The 15125-nt window shown below is 64.3% G+C and carries 17 protein-coding genes; 5 read left to right on the top strand and 12 right to left on the bottom strand.

The features are described 5' to 3' along the window. Window positions 1–23: 23 nt before the first annotated feature. Window positions 24–299 carry a metal/formaldehyde-sensitive transcriptional repressor gene (locus EDC35_RS01740; protein WP_132975116.1) on the bottom strand — a complete coding sequence of 92 codons (276 nt, stop codon included), beginning with the start codon at window positions 297–299 and terminating at the stop codon, window positions 24–26. A 74-nt stretch (window positions 300–373) separates the two neighbouring features. On the opposite strand from EDC35_RS01740, the gene dmeF reads away from it, so the two are divergent. Further along, complete coding sequence (gene dmeF, locus EDC35_RS01735) at window positions 374–1351, top strand: CDF family Co(II)/Ni(II) efflux transporter DmeF (RefSeq protein WP_132975114.1); 978 nt, start codon at window positions 374–376, stop codon at window positions 1349–1351. Window positions 1352–1444: 93 nt separating this feature from the next. Here the strand turns inward: dmeF and EDC35_RS01730 are convergent, their stop codons facing one another. Continuing rightward, a complete protein-coding gene (locus EDC35_RS01730) occupies window positions 1445–2155 on the bottom strand; it encodes a cation efflux transmembrane domain-containing protein (protein ID WP_132975112.1) in 711 nt (236 codons plus the stop codon). 105 nt (window positions 2156–2260) lie between these two features. Here EDC35_RS01730 and cadR point away from each other — a divergent pair, with 105 nt between their 5' ends. The 4 genes from cadR (at window position 2261) to EDC35_RS01710 (ending at window position 7267) form a co-directional block, all read left to right on the top strand. Next, complete coding sequence (cadR, locus tag EDC35_RS01725; RefSeq protein WP_132975110.1) at window positions 2261–2713, top strand: Cd(II)/Pb(II)-responsive transcriptional regulator; 453 nt, start codon at window positions 2261–2263, stop codon at window positions 2711–2713. 170 nt (window positions 2714–2883) lie between these two features. Then, window positions 2884–3675 carry a serine O-acetyltransferase gene (gene cysE / locus EDC35_RS01720; protein ID WP_132975108.1) on the top strand — a complete coding sequence of 264 codons (792 nt, stop codon included), beginning with the start codon at window positions 2884–2886 and terminating at the stop codon, window positions 3673–3675. Window positions 3676–4196: 521 nt separating this feature from the next. After that, the gene (locus EDC35_RS01715; RefSeq protein WP_132975106.1) at window positions 4197–5180 is read left to right on the top strand and encodes a hypothetical protein; all 984 of its coding nucleotides are present in this window, start codon (window positions 4197–4199) and stop codon (window positions 5178–5180) included. Continuing rightward, on the top strand, window positions 5177–7267 hold the full coding sequence (locus EDC35_RS01710; RefSeq protein ID WP_132975104.1) for a tetratricopeptide repeat protein: 2091 nt from the start codon (window positions 5177–5179) through the stop codon (window positions 7265–7267). Before EDC35_RS01715 ends, EDC35_RS01710 begins: the two co-directional genes overlap by 4 nt. Window positions 7268–7848: 581 nt before the next feature. Here EDC35_RS01710 and anfO read toward each other — a convergent pair. From anfO to EDC35_RS01660, 10 genes are all read right to left on the bottom strand, one after another. Beyond that, window positions 7849–8541, bottom strand: a complete 693-nt coding sequence (anfO, locus tag EDC35_RS01705) for a Fe-only nitrogenase accessory protein AnfO (RefSeq protein ID WP_132975103.1) — start codon at window positions 8539–8541, stop codon at window positions 7849–7851. Window positions 8542–8578: 37 nt separating this feature from the next. Continuing rightward, window positions 8579–9073 (bottom strand): pyridoxamine 5'-phosphate oxidase family protein, encoded by a 495-nt coding sequence (locus tag EDC35_RS01700; protein WP_132975102.1) that lies wholly within the window; start codon window positions 9071–9073, stop codon window positions 8579–8581. A gap of 185 nt (window positions 9074–9258) precedes the next feature. Continuing rightward, window positions 9259–9756: a hypothetical protein gene (locus EDC35_RS01695; RefSeq protein WP_207896048.1), complete on the bottom strand. Its 498-nt coding sequence runs from the start codon at window positions 9754–9756 to the stop codon at window positions 9259–9261. An 88-nt stretch (window positions 9757–9844) separates the two neighbouring features. Beyond that, complete coding sequence (anfK, locus tag EDC35_RS01690; protein WP_132975101.1) at window positions 9845–11233, bottom strand: Fe-only nitrogenase subunit beta; 1389 nt, start codon at window positions 11231–11233, stop codon at window positions 9845–9847. Between the two features lie 16 nt (window positions 11234–11249). Further along, complete coding sequence (gene anfG, locus EDC35_RS01685) at window positions 11250–11600, bottom strand: Fe-only nitrogenase subunit delta (RefSeq protein ID WP_132975100.1); 351 nt, start codon at window positions 11598–11600, stop codon at window positions 11250–11252. Beyond that, a complete protein-coding gene (gene anfD, locus EDC35_RS01680) occupies window positions 11597–13165 on the bottom strand; it encodes a nitrogenase iron-iron protein, alpha chain (RefSeq protein WP_132975099.1) in 1569 nt (522 codons plus the stop codon). Before anfD ends, anfG begins: the two co-directional genes overlap by 4 nt. Before the next feature lie 34 nt (window positions 13166–13199). Continuing rightward, window positions 13200–13571, bottom strand: coding sequence for a P-II family nitrogen regulator (locus tag EDC35_RS01675; RefSeq protein ID WP_132975098.1), 372 nt, complete (start codon window positions 13569–13571; stop codon window positions 13200–13202). Window positions 13572–13585: 14 nt separating this feature from the next. Then, on the bottom strand, window positions 13586–13903 hold the full coding sequence (locus tag EDC35_RS01670) for a P-II family nitrogen regulator (RefSeq protein ID WP_132975097.1): 318 nt from the start codon (window positions 13901–13903) through the stop codon (window positions 13586–13588). Window positions 13904–13928: 25 nt separating this feature from the next. Continuing rightward, the gene (gene nifH / locus EDC35_RS01665) at window positions 13929–14756 is read right to left on the bottom strand and encodes a nitrogenase iron protein (RefSeq protein WP_132975096.1); all 828 of its coding nucleotides are present in this window, start codon (window positions 14754–14756) and stop codon (window positions 13929–13931) included. Next, window positions 14746–15084: a hypothetical protein gene (locus EDC35_RS01660; protein ID WP_132975095.1), complete on the bottom strand. Its 339-nt coding sequence runs from the start codon at window positions 15082–15084 to the stop codon at window positions 14746–14748. The genes nifH and EDC35_RS01660 overlap by 11 nt, the downstream gene beginning before the upstream one ends. Window positions 15085–15125: the final 41 nt, after the last annotated feature.

The following is a 15125-nucleotide window of genomic DNA, read 5'->3' as shown; positions in this document are numbered from 1 at the left end:
TCAGGCCGACATGCGGGCCGATCTCACTTGAGATACGACCGCAAGACGCTGATCACCTGATCGAGATCCTCCTGCCGTTCCTGCGGGGTCCGATCCTCTGCGCCCAGGTGATCGCGCAGATGTCCCTCCAGAACCTGCGCCATCAGACCGTTGACCGCGCCGCGAATCGCGGCGATCTGCTGAAGGACAGCCGAGCAGTCGCTCTCCTGTTCGAGTGCGCGTTCCAGGGCGGCGGCTTGACCCTGAATCCGGCGTACGCGGGCGAGCAGGGCGCTTTTTTCCTTGACGGTATGAGGCATGGGCGTTCGTCTTGCTGTAAATAGGGTACGGGGGTACAGTATATGCGACGATCAACTGCCAAGGGTACGCCGCGATGCAAGACGCCGCCACGCTTGAGAACTGGCAACACTCCCATGTCTTCGACGAAGGAAATCCGCTGGCCGAGCGCAACACGCGCTGGGTGGTGTGGCTGACGGCGACCATGATGGTCGCTGAGATCACCGGCGGCTGGATCTTCAATTCCATGGCGCTGCTCGCCGATGGCTGGCACATGAGTTCGCATGCTCTGGCGCTTGGCCTCTCGGTGCTGGCCTATGCCGCCGCGCGCCGCTTTGCCCAGGATCCCCGTTTCGCCTTCGGCACCTGGAAGATCGAGATCCTCGGCGGCTATACCAGCGCCATCTTTCTCGTCGCGGTGGCCGGGCTGATGGTGTATCAGTCCGTCGAACGGCTGCTTGCGCCGACGCCGATTCATTACAACCAGGCGATCGCGATTGCGGTGTTGGGCCTCGTGGTCAATCTGGTCTGCGCCTGGCTGCTCAAAGACGGTCATGCGCATCACCATCATCATGGCGGCCACGCCCACCATGACCAACATGACCAACATGACCAACATGACCACCATCACGATCTGAATCTGCGTGCCGCCTATCTGCACGTCCTGGCGGACGCGGCGACCTCCCTGTTCGCCATCGTCGCCCTGTTTGGCGGCAAGCTCTGGGGCGCCGCCTGGCTCGATCCGGTCATGGGGATTGTGGGTGCCGCGCTGGTATCGATCTGGGCCTATGGTCTGCTGCGCGATACCAGTCGGGTGCTCATCGACGCCGAGATGGATCGTCCCGTCGTGGCGGAAATCCGCGAGGTCGTGGCGGAGCTGCCGGTCGCCGCCGACATTGCCGACCTGCATGTGTGGCGGGTCGGCCAAGACAGTTACGCCTGCATTCTCTCACTGGCGGTAAACGCGCCTCTTGAGCCGGACGCGGTTCGGCAGGCGTTGAGCATTCATGAAGAGCTGGTCCACGTCACCGTCGAGATCAATCGTCGCCCCAGTGCGCGGATGCTGGCGGCCTGAGCCCTGGGGCAATGCCGGCCTGGCAGAATCGCTCAGCCACCGATGCAATCACTGCGCCGGATGTTTGCGGAGATGCGCCAGGACGGGGTTCCATCACTCCCTGTCCGTCGCGACCTTTTGTCGATACGCCGCTGGCATCGGCATCTGGACCAAGACCCGCTGCGGCGATTGCGCGATGGGCGCGGGGCGCAGCGTCCGCAGCTCTCCGCGCGCCTGACGGATGACCATGAGGCCGGCGGAGATGGCGAGCCCGGCCATCGCCAGCGCCACGATCAGGTCCGGCCAGACGCTGCCGGTGCCGAAGACGCCAGCGGCGGCGAACAGGACCGCGAGATTGCCGATAGCGTCATTGCGGCTGCACAGCCACACGGATCGCTGGTTGGCGTCGCCCTCACGATAGCTGTAGAGGATGAGCGCCACGCTGGCGTTGGCGAGCAGCGCCAGAACGGCGATGAGACTCATGGTCAAGGGTTCGGGGGGCACGCCGGCAAACGCGGACCAGATGGTCTTGCCGATGACGAAGACGCCGAAGGCCGTCATCGACAGACCTTTCACCAGCGCCGCGCGCGAGCGCCACGCCAGACCCATGGAAAGCACGGCCAGCGAGAGTCCGTAGTTGGCCGCGTCGCCAGCGAAATCGACGGCGTCGGCCAGCAGCGACACCGAACCCGCGTGCAGTCCGCCGAGGATTTCCACGCCGAACATGACCCCGTTGATGACCAGCGCGATCCAGAGTGCCTGGCGAAAGCGCGGGCTGACCGCCTGATGAGTCGAACAGGACGAACCGCAGCAACCGATACCCATGATGATTCTCCTCCAGAAGGCTTTCCGGAAGTGAACACCCTGTAGCGACTACGGAGTCAAGCGTCTAAACTGCGCTCGATCAAGGCTGACTCAGCGGTGAGCGGAATGCGGATCGGCGAATTGGGGACGGCGGCAGGGGTGGATGTGGAGACCATCCGCTATTACGAGCGGCTCGGCCTGCTGCCCGCGCCGCCCCGACGGTCCAACGGCTATCGGACCTATGCCCGCGATCATCTGGAACGGCTCGCCTTCATCCGGCATTGCCGGGCGCTCGGCATGTCGCTGGCCGATGTGCAGCGGCTGCTGGATCTGCTGGCCCATCCCGAGGCGGATTGCCACGACGCGAACTGTCTGATCGATGCCCAGCTTGAACGGGTGCGGGAGCGTCTTCAGTCCATGCAGATGCTGGAGCGTCAGTTGAGCGCCCTGCGCACGCGCTGCCGCTCGCAACACACCACCGACACCTGCGGCATCCTGCATGAGCTGGTCGCGGCGGCCCAGGGCGAGGGCTGCATCTGTCATCCGGGCGGGTCAGCGCCAACCGGAGCCGGCGACTGAGCCCTCGTCTGAGCTGGCGCGGCGTTCCTGGCGGCGCTCAGTTCCTCCTGTTCGAGCCGTTGCAGCGAGCCATTCACCGCGACCAAACACGCTCCCGGGGCCGGCGATCAGCGCCGGTTACTCGTCGAGATCAGCCACCCGCAAGGCAGCCGTCACGGAGTCAGCATTGGATGAACGCCATCAACGAACCCCTACCCCAGCCGCGCAGACGCCCCGGCGTCTGGGCCGCCATCGCCGAAGATGTCGATTGCATCTTCGACCGCGATCCGGCGGCCCGCACCCGTTTCGAGGTCTACACCACCTATCCGGGGGTTCACGCCGTCATCCTCTACCGGCTCGCCCATCCGCTCTGGCATCGCGGCTGGCGCTGGCTGCCGCGTTTCATCTCGTACCTCGCGCGCATCTGGACCAGCATCGACATCCACCCCGGAGCCACCATCGGCCAGCGGTTCTTCATCGACCACGGCGCCGGGGTCGTCATCGGCGAGACGGCTGAAGTCGGCGACGACGTCACCCTCTATCACGGCGTCACCCTCGGCGGCACCTCATGGCACAAGGGCAAACGGCACCCGACGCTGGGCAACGGCTGCGTGGTCGGCGCGGGGGCAAAGATCCTCGGCCCGGTGGAACTGGGCGAACACGTCAAGGTCGGCGCCAACTCGGTGGTGATCGGCGATGTGCCGGCCAACAGCACCGTGGTCGGCATCCCGGCCAAGATCGTGCGTTCGCGCCGGAGCCAGAGCCTCACGCCGCATGGCATCGATCTGGACCATCATCTGATTCCAGACCCGGTGGCCGGTGCCATCGCCTGTCTGCTGGAACGGATCCGCCACCTGGAGCAGGAGGTCGGCATCCACGGCTGCCTGCTGCACGGTACGACACCGGAAGACGAGTGCGAATCCTGCGAAGCGGTCAAGGTCTGCGAGGTGCCCAATCCGCGCCCCGGCTATCCCAAGGTCTGATGGCGTTCAGTCACGCCCGACGGTCAGATGGGCGGCGATCTCCGATGTCGGAAGAGCCGCCGATAGCGGACGGCTGGGATGCTCACCACCAGTCCAAGCGACGCAACCCTTGCCGGTTGGTCGTTCGTAGGGCGCAATAGCGATAGCGTATTGCGCCGAAAGGAGATTGGCACAGACCCATCAGATGTGTAGTGGCGCAAAGACGCAGTTCGAGGTGCGAGGGCCATGCACTGGTGGTTGTATCTTGGGGCAAGCGGCCTGCCAATCATGCGGCGCAATACGCTATCGCTATTGCGCCCGCGCGGGCTGAGGAGTCCTGTTCCGCTGCTTGGCAATACGGAATTCTGGTCGATCATGACACCGTTAGCGCCTACAATGACGCGCTGACTGATCGTCGCCCCCACTACAACCGCTAATCTGGCGGTGCTGGACGTGCAGGGGCGGTTGGATTTCCTATCCGTAAACCGTCGCACCGTCGCACCGTCGCACCGTCGCATCTGCGGCTTGGCCCGAGACAACCGATGGACCCGAGACCTATCCCCAACCTCGACGGCTACCTGCAAACGGCCGCATCGTCGGTCGATCCAGAGGAGCGGGCCTGCGCCCAGAATTTTCTGCTCGACGAGCGCCCTCCGGCGAGCGCGTCTGATCTGTATGCCCCGCACTGCGCTGGCGCTCCCATCTCGGATCTGGACGACTGGTTCGGCCGCCATCATGGCTACGCCATTGAGCACCTGAACCTCGACCCCGATGAGCCCCAGGTTCCCTATACCTTCCGCTCCATCAACGACCCCAACCGGCTGACGCGGATCGACCCGCGCCTGTACTTGATCCGGGTCGAGGAAGCAACTTGGCCCTGTTCTCTGCGCGGGCACGGCTTCGAGGAGGTCAAGGCACGGATCGAGGCGGCTCAGGGCGGCGACGCGGCGGCCGTGGATTTTCTCCAGGGTCTGTGCGATGCCTGGAACCCGCGGCGGGACCAGCGTCCGACCTATGTCACCACCGAGATCCAAGTCGAGGACGTTCTGGCCGATGGGATCGACGACTGGGCCGTACAGCTGCGCAATCGCCTTGGATTGGGGCACTACGATCCAGGCCGTGCCGGACGGCCGATCGAGATCTTTCTGATGCGCTACACCGTCGCCGAGGTCGTCGCCGCGCTGTCCGGACAGGGCCACCCGGCCATTCCGACGGTGCTGGATGGCGACATCAATTCCTTTTTCTTCCCCAGCCCGCTCCCCGGAGCGGGGGCGGCACACTGGCTTCCCGGCGGCCGGACGGTCAACCTGACAACCCTGGACAGCGAAAACGACTACCAGATGGGCTGCGAGCTGCTGCACCCACGCATCGCCTATCGCCCCGAGCACTTCTATCGCGCGGGTCTCATCGATGAGCCGGTGACCATGCCGCTCGCCCGGGCGCGGGGCTTTCACCTCCCCTGGGTCCGTCTGTACGCCGAGCGCGATGACTTCGGGGTCGACGTCTTCGCGGGGTCCGAGGCGTGAGCGCAATTCCCGTCAGCCCCGCCGTCGAGCGCTGGAGCGCCCGCCTCGCCACCGACCCCGTACAGGCCATGGGCGATCTGCTGGCCGGTCGCCTCTTCCTCGGTCCCTTCGCCCGGGCGCGTCCCTCCGAGGCCCTGGTCCAGCTCCTCACCCCCGACGAGATGCCCCTGGCCGACCGCGCCCTGCGCGCCTGGCTCGAACAGGTCATCGGCGCCCCGGCACGGGATGACCTGCCGGGCAAGCGCTTCGCCGATGCCCTGAGCGAGGCCTTCCGTGCCGTCTCCCTGGTCCCCCTGCGCGAGTCGCGCGCCTGGTGCACCCAACACCAGGGCCAGCTGCGCTCCTGGCTGCGGGGCTTCTATTTCGGCCACTCCCGTGACCCGGAGGCGGCCCTGCTGGTCGCGCTCACCGGGGATCAGCGCGATCGCCACCTGCTCGGCCTCTGGCTCGGGCTGGCCCGGCTGTCCGGCGGGGTGTCGGAGGACTACGGCCGCCTCGCCATCACCGGCCTGCGCCTGATGCCGGCGGACGACGCGGGCGAGATCGAACGCTCCGTGCCGGTGGCCATGCTGCGCGGAGTACTGGATTTCGGCGAGGCTCTGGCGCGACGCGGCGACCTCAAGGGTAAGACCTGGCTCGCCGAGCTGGACTACCTGGCCGCCGTCTACCCCATGAGCACCGACCAATGGGGCCGGCGCTTCCGCGATCTGGTGCAGGCGCGGGACGTCTCCGCAACCGTGCGCAAGTGGTTGGATCAGCGTTATCCCGGCGCCCTGCGGCCCTTTGATCCCCAGCAGACCAAGGGGTTCTTACAGGCGCCACACCAGGATGAGCTTCGACAACTGCTGCGACAGTTGCCCGCGAACCTCACGGCGATCAGGCCGCAGCTCGAGGCGTTGTTCGATCGGCATCGCCAGTACTGCCGCGAGAGCGGTGACAGCTACTATCTGGTGCGGGCCTTCTGCTTCGCCGGTGACCGGCTGTTGAACCTGGATCCAACCTGGGCCCGCGATCTGGCCCACGAGGCCGCCCGTTGGAATCCCCAGGACCCCTATCCCTGGTCCCTGCTCGCCCGCGCCCTGGAGGCGGAGGGCGACTGGCACCGGGCCCAGGCGGTCTATTGGCACGCCCGGCGGCGCTTTCCGCACAACGTCCACAGCCACAGCCAACTCGCCCATGCCCTGATCGTCCACGGCGACGTCGAGCTCGGAGAGGCCGTCTATGACACGGCCATCGGACTGTTCCCGAGCAATCCCTATTGCCGCGCCGACCTGGCCCATACCCTGCGCGTCACCGGCCGTCCCCAGCGGGCGGTCGAGGTCTATCGCGAGGCCCAGCAGCACTTCCCGCAGGATCCGGCGATTATCGTCGGGCTCGTGAATACCCTGATCGATCTGGAGCGGCTCGGTGAGGCCAAAGCGGTCCTCGACTGGGCCGATCAACTCGGCATGGATGAGCGGAGCGCCGCCAAGCGGGAACAGGTCCAGCGCCGCCTGCAACAGGCCCGGAACGGCCAGCCGGTCCGACCCGCGCAGCCGCGGCAACCCGACGAAGGCCGGGCCGGCGACCTGGCCGCCCTGGCCGACATCACCGGCGAGGATCTGGCCCACGACCCCGCGCTGGGCCGCGCCATCCTGCTACGACGGAGCGGTGGCGATGACCTGGCGCGGGCCTGGTCGGAGATCCAGACCCTGCCTGCCGGCACCGTCCAACTCATCGAGACCGGGCTCTGGCGCGCCCGATCCGATGGCTGGCGGTCCGCCGCGGACTGGTTCGACCAGACCTGGGGGCGCTACGCCGGCGACGGCGTGCTGCGCGTCCACCGCAACCGTGCCCACGCCCGCGTCGGCGACGCGGTGGATTGGTCCTTGGAGCGGGAGCGCTACCCCTATCTGGCAACCGTGATCGAGACCGAGATCAACGGCGAGCCGCCGGCCCGCATCCGCCACATCGATCCCACCGACCAGGATCTCACCGAGGAGCAGCGCCAGGACGCCTGGTTCCTGGGTCTGATGGACAAGGCTGATCCGTCATTGCGCGATACCGCCGAGGAGGATCTGTTGTCCGCTCGGCATCTCCTGGTCTGACCAACCACGACATCCAACGGGACATCCGCCCCTTGCTGCATTATGCGCGGAGTCCTGCAATACAAGCGGCCCCCGCGCGTGCCGGTGCGGTGTGCTTCATCCACCGCTTCGGCGCTTCACTCAACCGCCATGTTCATTGCCTTGCTGCGTCATCGACGGGGTGTTCGAGCCCGTCGAAGATGCGACTGGCATCTCCGGCTGTACGCGTCCGGACGCCGTAGCAGCGATCTTTGAACGAGGGCGCGTACGGGTGCTGCGCTGAATCGCCCGCACCGCACTGATCGAGCCCGATGACGTCCGCCCGATGCTCGCCGGCCCCGACCGATCAAGTGTCCGCTGAAAGAGCGGCTGCGGCCGCTTACCGACGTCGGCCGAGCGTCGGGACTTGGCCGGGTTCTTCCTGATCGTTGTGTGCAGACAGATTGGTGACAACCGCGAACAGGCGCTCTCCGACCCGCTCGACAAATCGAAGCCGGCCAGGTGTCGTGTCCCCGGCTGATCGCACTTCAGCAATCCGTCAGGGCGAGCATGGACAGGGACAGCGAACGTCGATAGCGGGCGGCGTGCCGATGGAGCTGCCGCTACGCGCATCCACCCCCACTACACCCCCCACCCGTCGGCCAGGCGCCATGGTTGCCACACCCGCCCCCACGGGGCGGCATGCCGGTCGACTCCCCGCTCGGGCGGATGATGAGCCGGCAGACACCCTCCTGCGAGGCGTCTTCCCAGTCGAAGCCGGCGGCTGGCAGTTGCCTGTCGAGCCAGCGCGGCGGGTGGTCGCAGACGACTTCCAGCCGGCTGAACGGGGTTTGCTGCATGAAGGGCACCAGGACGAGCTGCGAGTTGAGGCTGGAGTCGCTGGCGAGCACGGCGGCGAGGTCGATCCGGTACTCGCCCTCGGTCTCGCCGGACGCGAAGAAGCGGGCCGGGTCGGGCAGTTCGCGGGCGGCGGCTTCGAGTTCGCGCCGGACGGCGTCGAGCGCGGCCTCCGGCGGTCCGTCGAGGCGCCACAGGCGCAGACCCAGATTCTGCAGCAGGGTGACGGCGATGCCTTTGACATCGCGCACCAGCAGCGCCTCGGCGCCGTCGAGCAGGGCGCCAAGGCGTTCGGCCTGCTGTGTGATCTCGGCGATCGAACGCGCGGTGATGCCATTGAAGGCGGTATCCGAGACGTGGCGCCAGGCGCCGTCCTCGTGCGCGAAAAGGCGCAGGATGCAGGGTTCTTGTGGCGACAGGGGCTCACCCTGGCCGTCGATGCAGGCGGCGATTTTCATCTTTGGCTCTCCCGGTGGAATAAGACGCTCGGCCGATTCAGCCGAAACCGTGGCTCTTGCCCTTGATCGACTCGATGTTGATGCGGATCACGGCGGTGGCGTCGAGGTTGGTCTTGGGATACTCGAAATGCTGGTCGGTGAAGCGGGCGACGATGCGGTCGAGGATGGCGATGCGTTCGGCCTCGTCCGTGACGAAATGTGCCTGGCCCATGCCGATGACGGTGCGGTGTTTCGCCTCGAAATCGCACGCCTGCTGGCTCTCGATGACCCCATGGTCGGTCGAGATGGCGAAGCAGACCCTGGGATTGCGCTTGAGGATACGGATCTTGCTGCCGCTCTTGGCCGAGTGCAGATAGAGCGAGGTGCCGTCATAGGCGTAGAAGACCGGGACGACGAAGGGTGCGTCGGCCTCGGCAAGCGCGAGGTACATGACCCGTGCGGATCGGATGATGGCGTCGATCGCGGCGCGGTCGGTGATCTCGCGGTCGCTGCGGCGCATGGCGCCGTGCGGGTGGTTGGCATTTGCCGTCATGGTCGTGGATTCCAGTCAGGTGTTCGTTTTGGATGGAAACGCTGCCCTCCGACTCCCCTCCCCCTTGGCGAGGGAGTGGTTGGGGGAGAGGGGGCAGCGCGGTGCGATGCGGCCATCGGCCATGAGGCGACCGGCTGACATTCGGGTGAAATGGTGATCGGGGTCCGGCGTTCGACCGACTGCTTTCACCCTCTCCCCAACCCTTCCCCCATCGAGGGGGAGGGGCTTTGGGACGGTCTGTCATGACGGTAAGCCTGACCGATCAGCCGTCCCTGTCCGTCGGTGGTCCCGGGCGGCTCGAACATCTGCGCCAGCGCGTTGCAGATGGTCAGTGTGCGGTCGGCGTCGATCTGTAACGGCGTGCCGTGATGGTAATTTTCGAGCGAACAGATGCCGAAGATCCCGTCGAGCGAGAGGATGGCCTCCTTCAGCTCCGGCGTGAACGCCACCGCCTCCTCGGCCGCAGTCACCAGACTGCCGTAGTCGTGGTTGAACGGCATGATCTGGTGGCGGGCGCAGAGCGCGATCAGATAGGCCTCGATGGCCACGGCGGCGATGTTGAAGACGAGGCTCACGCGCTCGCCATCGGTGGCGAACTGCATGGCGCGCTGGTGATAGCCACGGGCGTCGGTCAGACAGCGCTGGAGTTTCTTCTCATACGTTTCGAAGAGGACGAGTGACATCGTCGAACCTGCTGATGGTTGAGCCCGACCGCTCCCATGCAGGGAGCGGCGGGGCCGGTGGCGGTGATGGTGTGGAATCGCGCGCGGCTTACCAGACGTTGAGCACCCACTCCTTGTTCTTCTTGTATTCCATGTCGGTGAAGAGGGTGTTGGCCATCTGCTCGGCGAGCCAGGTCGCGCCCTCGTAGCCGACCACCGGGTAGCGGTAGAGACCGGCCCGGTCGTAGGTCGGAAACCCGACCCGCACCATCGGTACGTTGCATTCCATCGCTGCGAAGCGTCCCTTCGAATGCCCGAGGATGAGGTCCAGCTCCAGCCCCTGGTTCTTGACCCGGTCTTCCAGATCCCAGAGGTCGGCGTTGGTGATGATCTCCATCGGGTAATCGACGTTCTGCTGCATCGCCTGGATGCGCGGATCGTCGCCGTAGTTGGCGTTGTCGTCGCCGAGCAGCAGCAGGACCGGTTTCATCTCCAGGTCCAGACAGAACTCGGCGAGCCCGATCACCAGATCCGGGTTGCCGTAGATGGCGACCCGCTTGTCGGCCAGGAACATGTGCGTGAGGTCGGTCAGGGCATCGATGGCGATGCCGCGCTCGACCACCAGCGAGTGCGGGATCGGCTTGCCGGTGAGTTTCTTCAGATTCGCCAGGAAGGTATCCGTGTTGCGGATGCCGATCGGCGTCGGGCCGACGATGGTGGGCTGACCGAACTCGTTCTCCAGATACTTGGCCGCCTGACCGCCCTCGTAGCGGTTGAGCGCGAGTGTGGCGCTGGCGCTGCCGGTGCGCTTGAGATCCTCGATCGTGGTACTGCCGTGTGACACGAAGTTGCCATCGGGCATCAGCGGCGAATCGAAGCTCTCGATCTCGAACAGCACGTTGGCCTGGATGTCCATCTCGGCCAGCAGGTGCTTGAGCGCCTTGACGTCGCCCGGGTTGACCCAGCCGGTGATCAGATTGAGCTTGCCGTTGGGCTCGCCCTTCTCGGCGAAGTACTTGACGAAGTCGCGCACCGCCACGTCGTAGCCGGTGACCATGCTGCCGACGAAGCTCGGGGTGTGGATCGGGATCAGATGGACCTCGCGTCCCGGGTACTTCTCGGGCAGCAGCTCCTCGTTGAGCTTGCGCACCACGCCGTCGATGTCGTCGCCGATGACCTCGGTCGAGCAGGTGCTGATGATGGGTACCACCTTGACGTGCGGATAGCGCATCAGGAGCACGTCCACTGCCTGCTCGACGCGGTCAAGTGCGCCGAACACGGCGCCATCCTCATGCACCGAGGAGGAGGCGATTTCGAAGCTCTCCTTCAGGTGCTGCGAGATCAGCAGCCGTACGAACATGACGCAGCCCTGGCCGCCGTGGACGATGCCGATGCACTCCTTGATGCCGATGCTGGCGTACTGGGCGCCCGCTGGCTGGCAGGTGAAGATCGGGTTGATGGTCCCGATCCGGTCTTTCTCTTTGAGTTCGCAATGCATGGTGTTCGATCCCCGGTCAATACATCTGGTCGGTCAACTCTTCGTTGAGCGAGCCGTCGATGGTCAGAAAGTCGAGCCGCTCGTGCAGCCCCTGCATCAGGTCCTTGATCTCGGGCACGCTCAGTGCGGCCAGCCAGGGCAGGCGCTCGCGATAGGCCTCAGCCAGGCAGACCGCATCGACCCAGTAGCAGCGGTCGGCCGGGGTCTCCAGCTCGACGTGCTCGCCGCACAGGATCTGTGTGGTCTTGCTCAGCACGCCCAGGTTCTGGTCGCGTCGGTCCCAGGCACGGGACTGGAACTGCCAGAGGCATTTCTTCATGATGTAATCGATCATCTGCTCGATGCGCTCGGTCTTCACTTCGCTCATGCCGCCGCCTCCTTTGGCGTGTGCTGCTCGAAAGCCGGGTAGGTCTTGCCGCGCAGCGCGGCCAGCATGTCGTACTTGCCGGTGTACTGGCGCAGATTGGGATCGTTGCGGACCTCGTCTGGCAGGTTCGCGTCGGAGAGCATGCGCTGGGTCACGAAGCCCTTGTCGGTCGGGATCTCGTCCTTGCTGATGTCCAGCTTGGAGAGTTCGTGGATCGGCGAGTAGATGCCGTTGTAGATGTCGCGCGCGAACCGGACCCAGCCTTCGTAGCCCTTCCAGGGGCCGTTGTGATAGGCGTGGGCGTTCAGATAGGGCACGCGGATCTTCTTCGCCACCTCGCCGGGACGCTTGCCGGTGAAGATGATGTCCGGCTTGAGCTTGTACATGGCCTCCACGCTTTCAAGTTCATTGGGATCGTCGATGGCGAGCGCTCCCTGTTCGCAGCGGGCGATGCCCTTCTCCATGTCGCCCTGATGGCCGAACTTGGTGTAGACCGAGACCACGTCCACGCCCATTTCCTCGTGGATGACGTTGGCCCAGTGCCAGAGCTTGGAGCCGCCCGGCCAGAGGCAGACCTTCTTGTGCATGAGGCGGGCCTTGTACCAGTCGAGCTCGGGCTTCCAGCGCGCGGTTTCCTCGTCGATGATCGCCTGGGCACGATCCTCGATGCCGAAGAAGAGACCGACCTTGCGCAGCGAGTTGCCCAGCGGCTCGAAACCGAAGCCGTCGATGTCCAGACGCGGGATGCCGTACTTCACGCGCAGTTCGTTGCAGATGTACTCCGCCGAACGGGCGCACTCCAGGACATTCAGATGCGCCTTGTGCATGGCGCGCAGGTCGTCGTAGGAACCGTTGCCGGTGAAGGTGGAGAGGATCTGGATCCCCATCCGCTTGAAGAAGTCCTGCATGACCTCCTGGTCGCCCTGGATGTTGTACTCGCCAACATAGTTGATGACGTAGTCGCTGGTGATCTCGGGCTCGACCGTGCCGACCTTGTTCTTGATCCAGGCGATGTTGATCTTGTGGTGACCGCCGGACTGACTGGGACCCGCGAAGCCGGGCGAGTTGCAGACGAAGATGTCGACATCCGGCAGCTCTTCCATGACCTCCTGGGCGATGGCGTCGATGTCGTCACCGATCAAGGCCGTGGCGCAGGTCTGGTAGATGGTCATCCGCTTGATGGTCGGATGCGCCTTGAACGCCTCGATGATGTTCTGCTTCAGCAGCTTCTCGGCACCGAAGACGATATGCTTTTCCTTGACATCGGTGGCGAAGGTGTACTTGAGCTGGAAGTTGTCGTTGTCGCTGATGTAGCGCTTGGTCTGCCAGGTGTCGTAGGTGCAGCCGACCGGGCCGTGACTGATGTGGATCACATCCTTCATCGGCGTACCGATCACATGCTTGGCACCGCAGTAGGCGCAGCCGCGCTCGGAGATGGTCCCCGGAATGGTGTTGAGATAGCCAAGCGGCAGGGCGTCGGCCAGGGTCTCGCCCGGCCCTTTGACGACGGCGTGCTTCTTGCGCTCGGGAATGCAGGTACTGCATTCAAATTCATGATAAGGCATGGCTGGTGCTCCGAATGGGCGCTCCGAATGGCGGTTAAAGGATGGCGTGCTCGCCGGATTCCCTGGTGCGGACCCGCACGGCGTCGTCGATCGGACAGATGAAGATGCGCCCGTCGCCGATCTGCTGGGTGCGGTTGACCGTCATGATGGCGTGCACCACCGGCTCGACGTCCGCGTCGCCGACGACGATGTTCAGCATGCGCTTGGGGATGTACTTCATACCCCTGGAACGGCCCTGGCCCTGCACCTCGGCCGGCAGTTCGCAGGCGACCTCGCTGGCGATGCCGCGCTGCTTGCCGCGCCCGATGACCGCAAATGCGGTGAAGCAGGGGAAGCCCAGCTCTTCGAGCGCCGCCTTGGTGGCTCCCATCTTCTTGGGGCGGATGATGGCGATGATCTCTTTCATGGGATCCTCCGGGCTCAGAGTCCGGGTTGGCCGGTGCGCACCGTAAAGGCCGCCTCGACCGGTGAGACGAAGACCTTGCCGTCGCCGAAGTTGCCGGTGTACGCCTTGTAGTTGACGATCTTGACGATCTCCTCGACGTCCTCGTCTTCGGCCACCATCAGGATCATGGTCTTGGGCAGCTCGTCATAACGGATGCTGCCGAGCGAGATCCCCTTCTGCTTGCCGCGTCCGAAGGCGTGAACCTGAGTCATCGAAAAAAAGCCCGCTTCGGCCAGTGCCTCGCTGACAGCGTCGGCGGCGTCCGGACGGACGATTGCGCGAATCATCTTCATTGCATTGACTCCTGTATCTCGCCTGTTAATCCATGAGCCCGTATTTCACGACCATCTCTTCGAGCTGATCCATGGTGAGCGGATTGGGAATCACCAGATCCTTGTTCTCGATGATCTTGCGCCCGAGTTCACTGTATTCGAATGCCTGGTTTTCTTCCGGATTGAATTCGGTAACCGTTTTCTTATTGAACTCGGCCTTCTGTACGATATTGTCGCGTGGTACGAAATGGATCATCTTGGTGCCGATGGCAGCGGTGAATTCCTCCAGGAATTCCTTCTCGCCATCGACCTTGCGGCTGTTGCAGATGATGCCGCCCAAGCGCACGCCGCTCTGCTTGGCATATTTGACGAGACCCTTGCAGATGTTGTTGGCGGCATAGATGGCCATCATCTCGCCCGAGGCGACGATGTAGACCTCCTGCGCCTTGCCGTCGCGGATCGGCATGGCGAACCCGCCGCAGACCACGTCGCCGAGCACGTCGAAAAAGACGAAATCCAGATCCTCGGTATAGGCGCCGCGCGCTTCCATGAGATCAATGGCGGTGATGACGCCGCGTCCGGCACAGCCGACGCCCGGCTCCGGACCACCGGACTCGACGCAGCGGATGTCCTTGAACCCGGCCTTGATGACTTGGTCGTTGGTGATCTTCTCCGCGCCCTTGTCGCGCAGCACGTCCATGAGCGTTTGCTGCGGCTTGCCGCCCAGAATCAGGCGCGTTGAATCCGCCTTGGGATCGCAGCCGTGAATGAAGACCTTCTGCCCGTGGAAATGAGCCAATGCCGCAGCCGTATTCTGCGTGGTGGTCGATTTTCCGATACCGCCTTTGCCATAGATGGCGACTTTACGTGTCATGATGTCGATTTCCGATTTGATTGTGCCGTTCACTCCCTCTCCTGTCAGGAGAGGGAGTGAATGCTGACATTTGATTGAAAATGAATGCTTCATTGTCGAGTGAAGATTCGTCCGGATTGTGAGAGCAGTCCGGCAACAGGCTATTCGCAAGCGGTGTGCCATAAATGGACTGGCGTGCGGAAGAAAGGAGGATTGATGCGTCCGGATCCCGGAAGTGTTTGAAATGAAATGAGTTGATCTGGCGAATATGCTTTTTGACAGAACGGCAGAGTCGGCTGAAATGTTCATTCGCGGCATCCTGTTCCTGAATGAGCAATTCGTCATTCACGGCCTCTGACCCTGGTTTTCGGGAATTGACCGTTCCGGTCG

Origin of the sequence: Thiobaca trueperi (assembly GCF_004342175.1) — a bacterium.
In the GTDB taxonomy this organism is placed as follows: Bacteria; Pseudomonadota; Gammaproteobacteria; order Chromatiales; family Chromatiaceae; genus Thiobaca; species Thiobaca trueperi.
The sequence above is the reverse complement of the archived record's forward strand: the minus strand, read 5'-3'. Positions and strand labels throughout refer to the sequence as shown.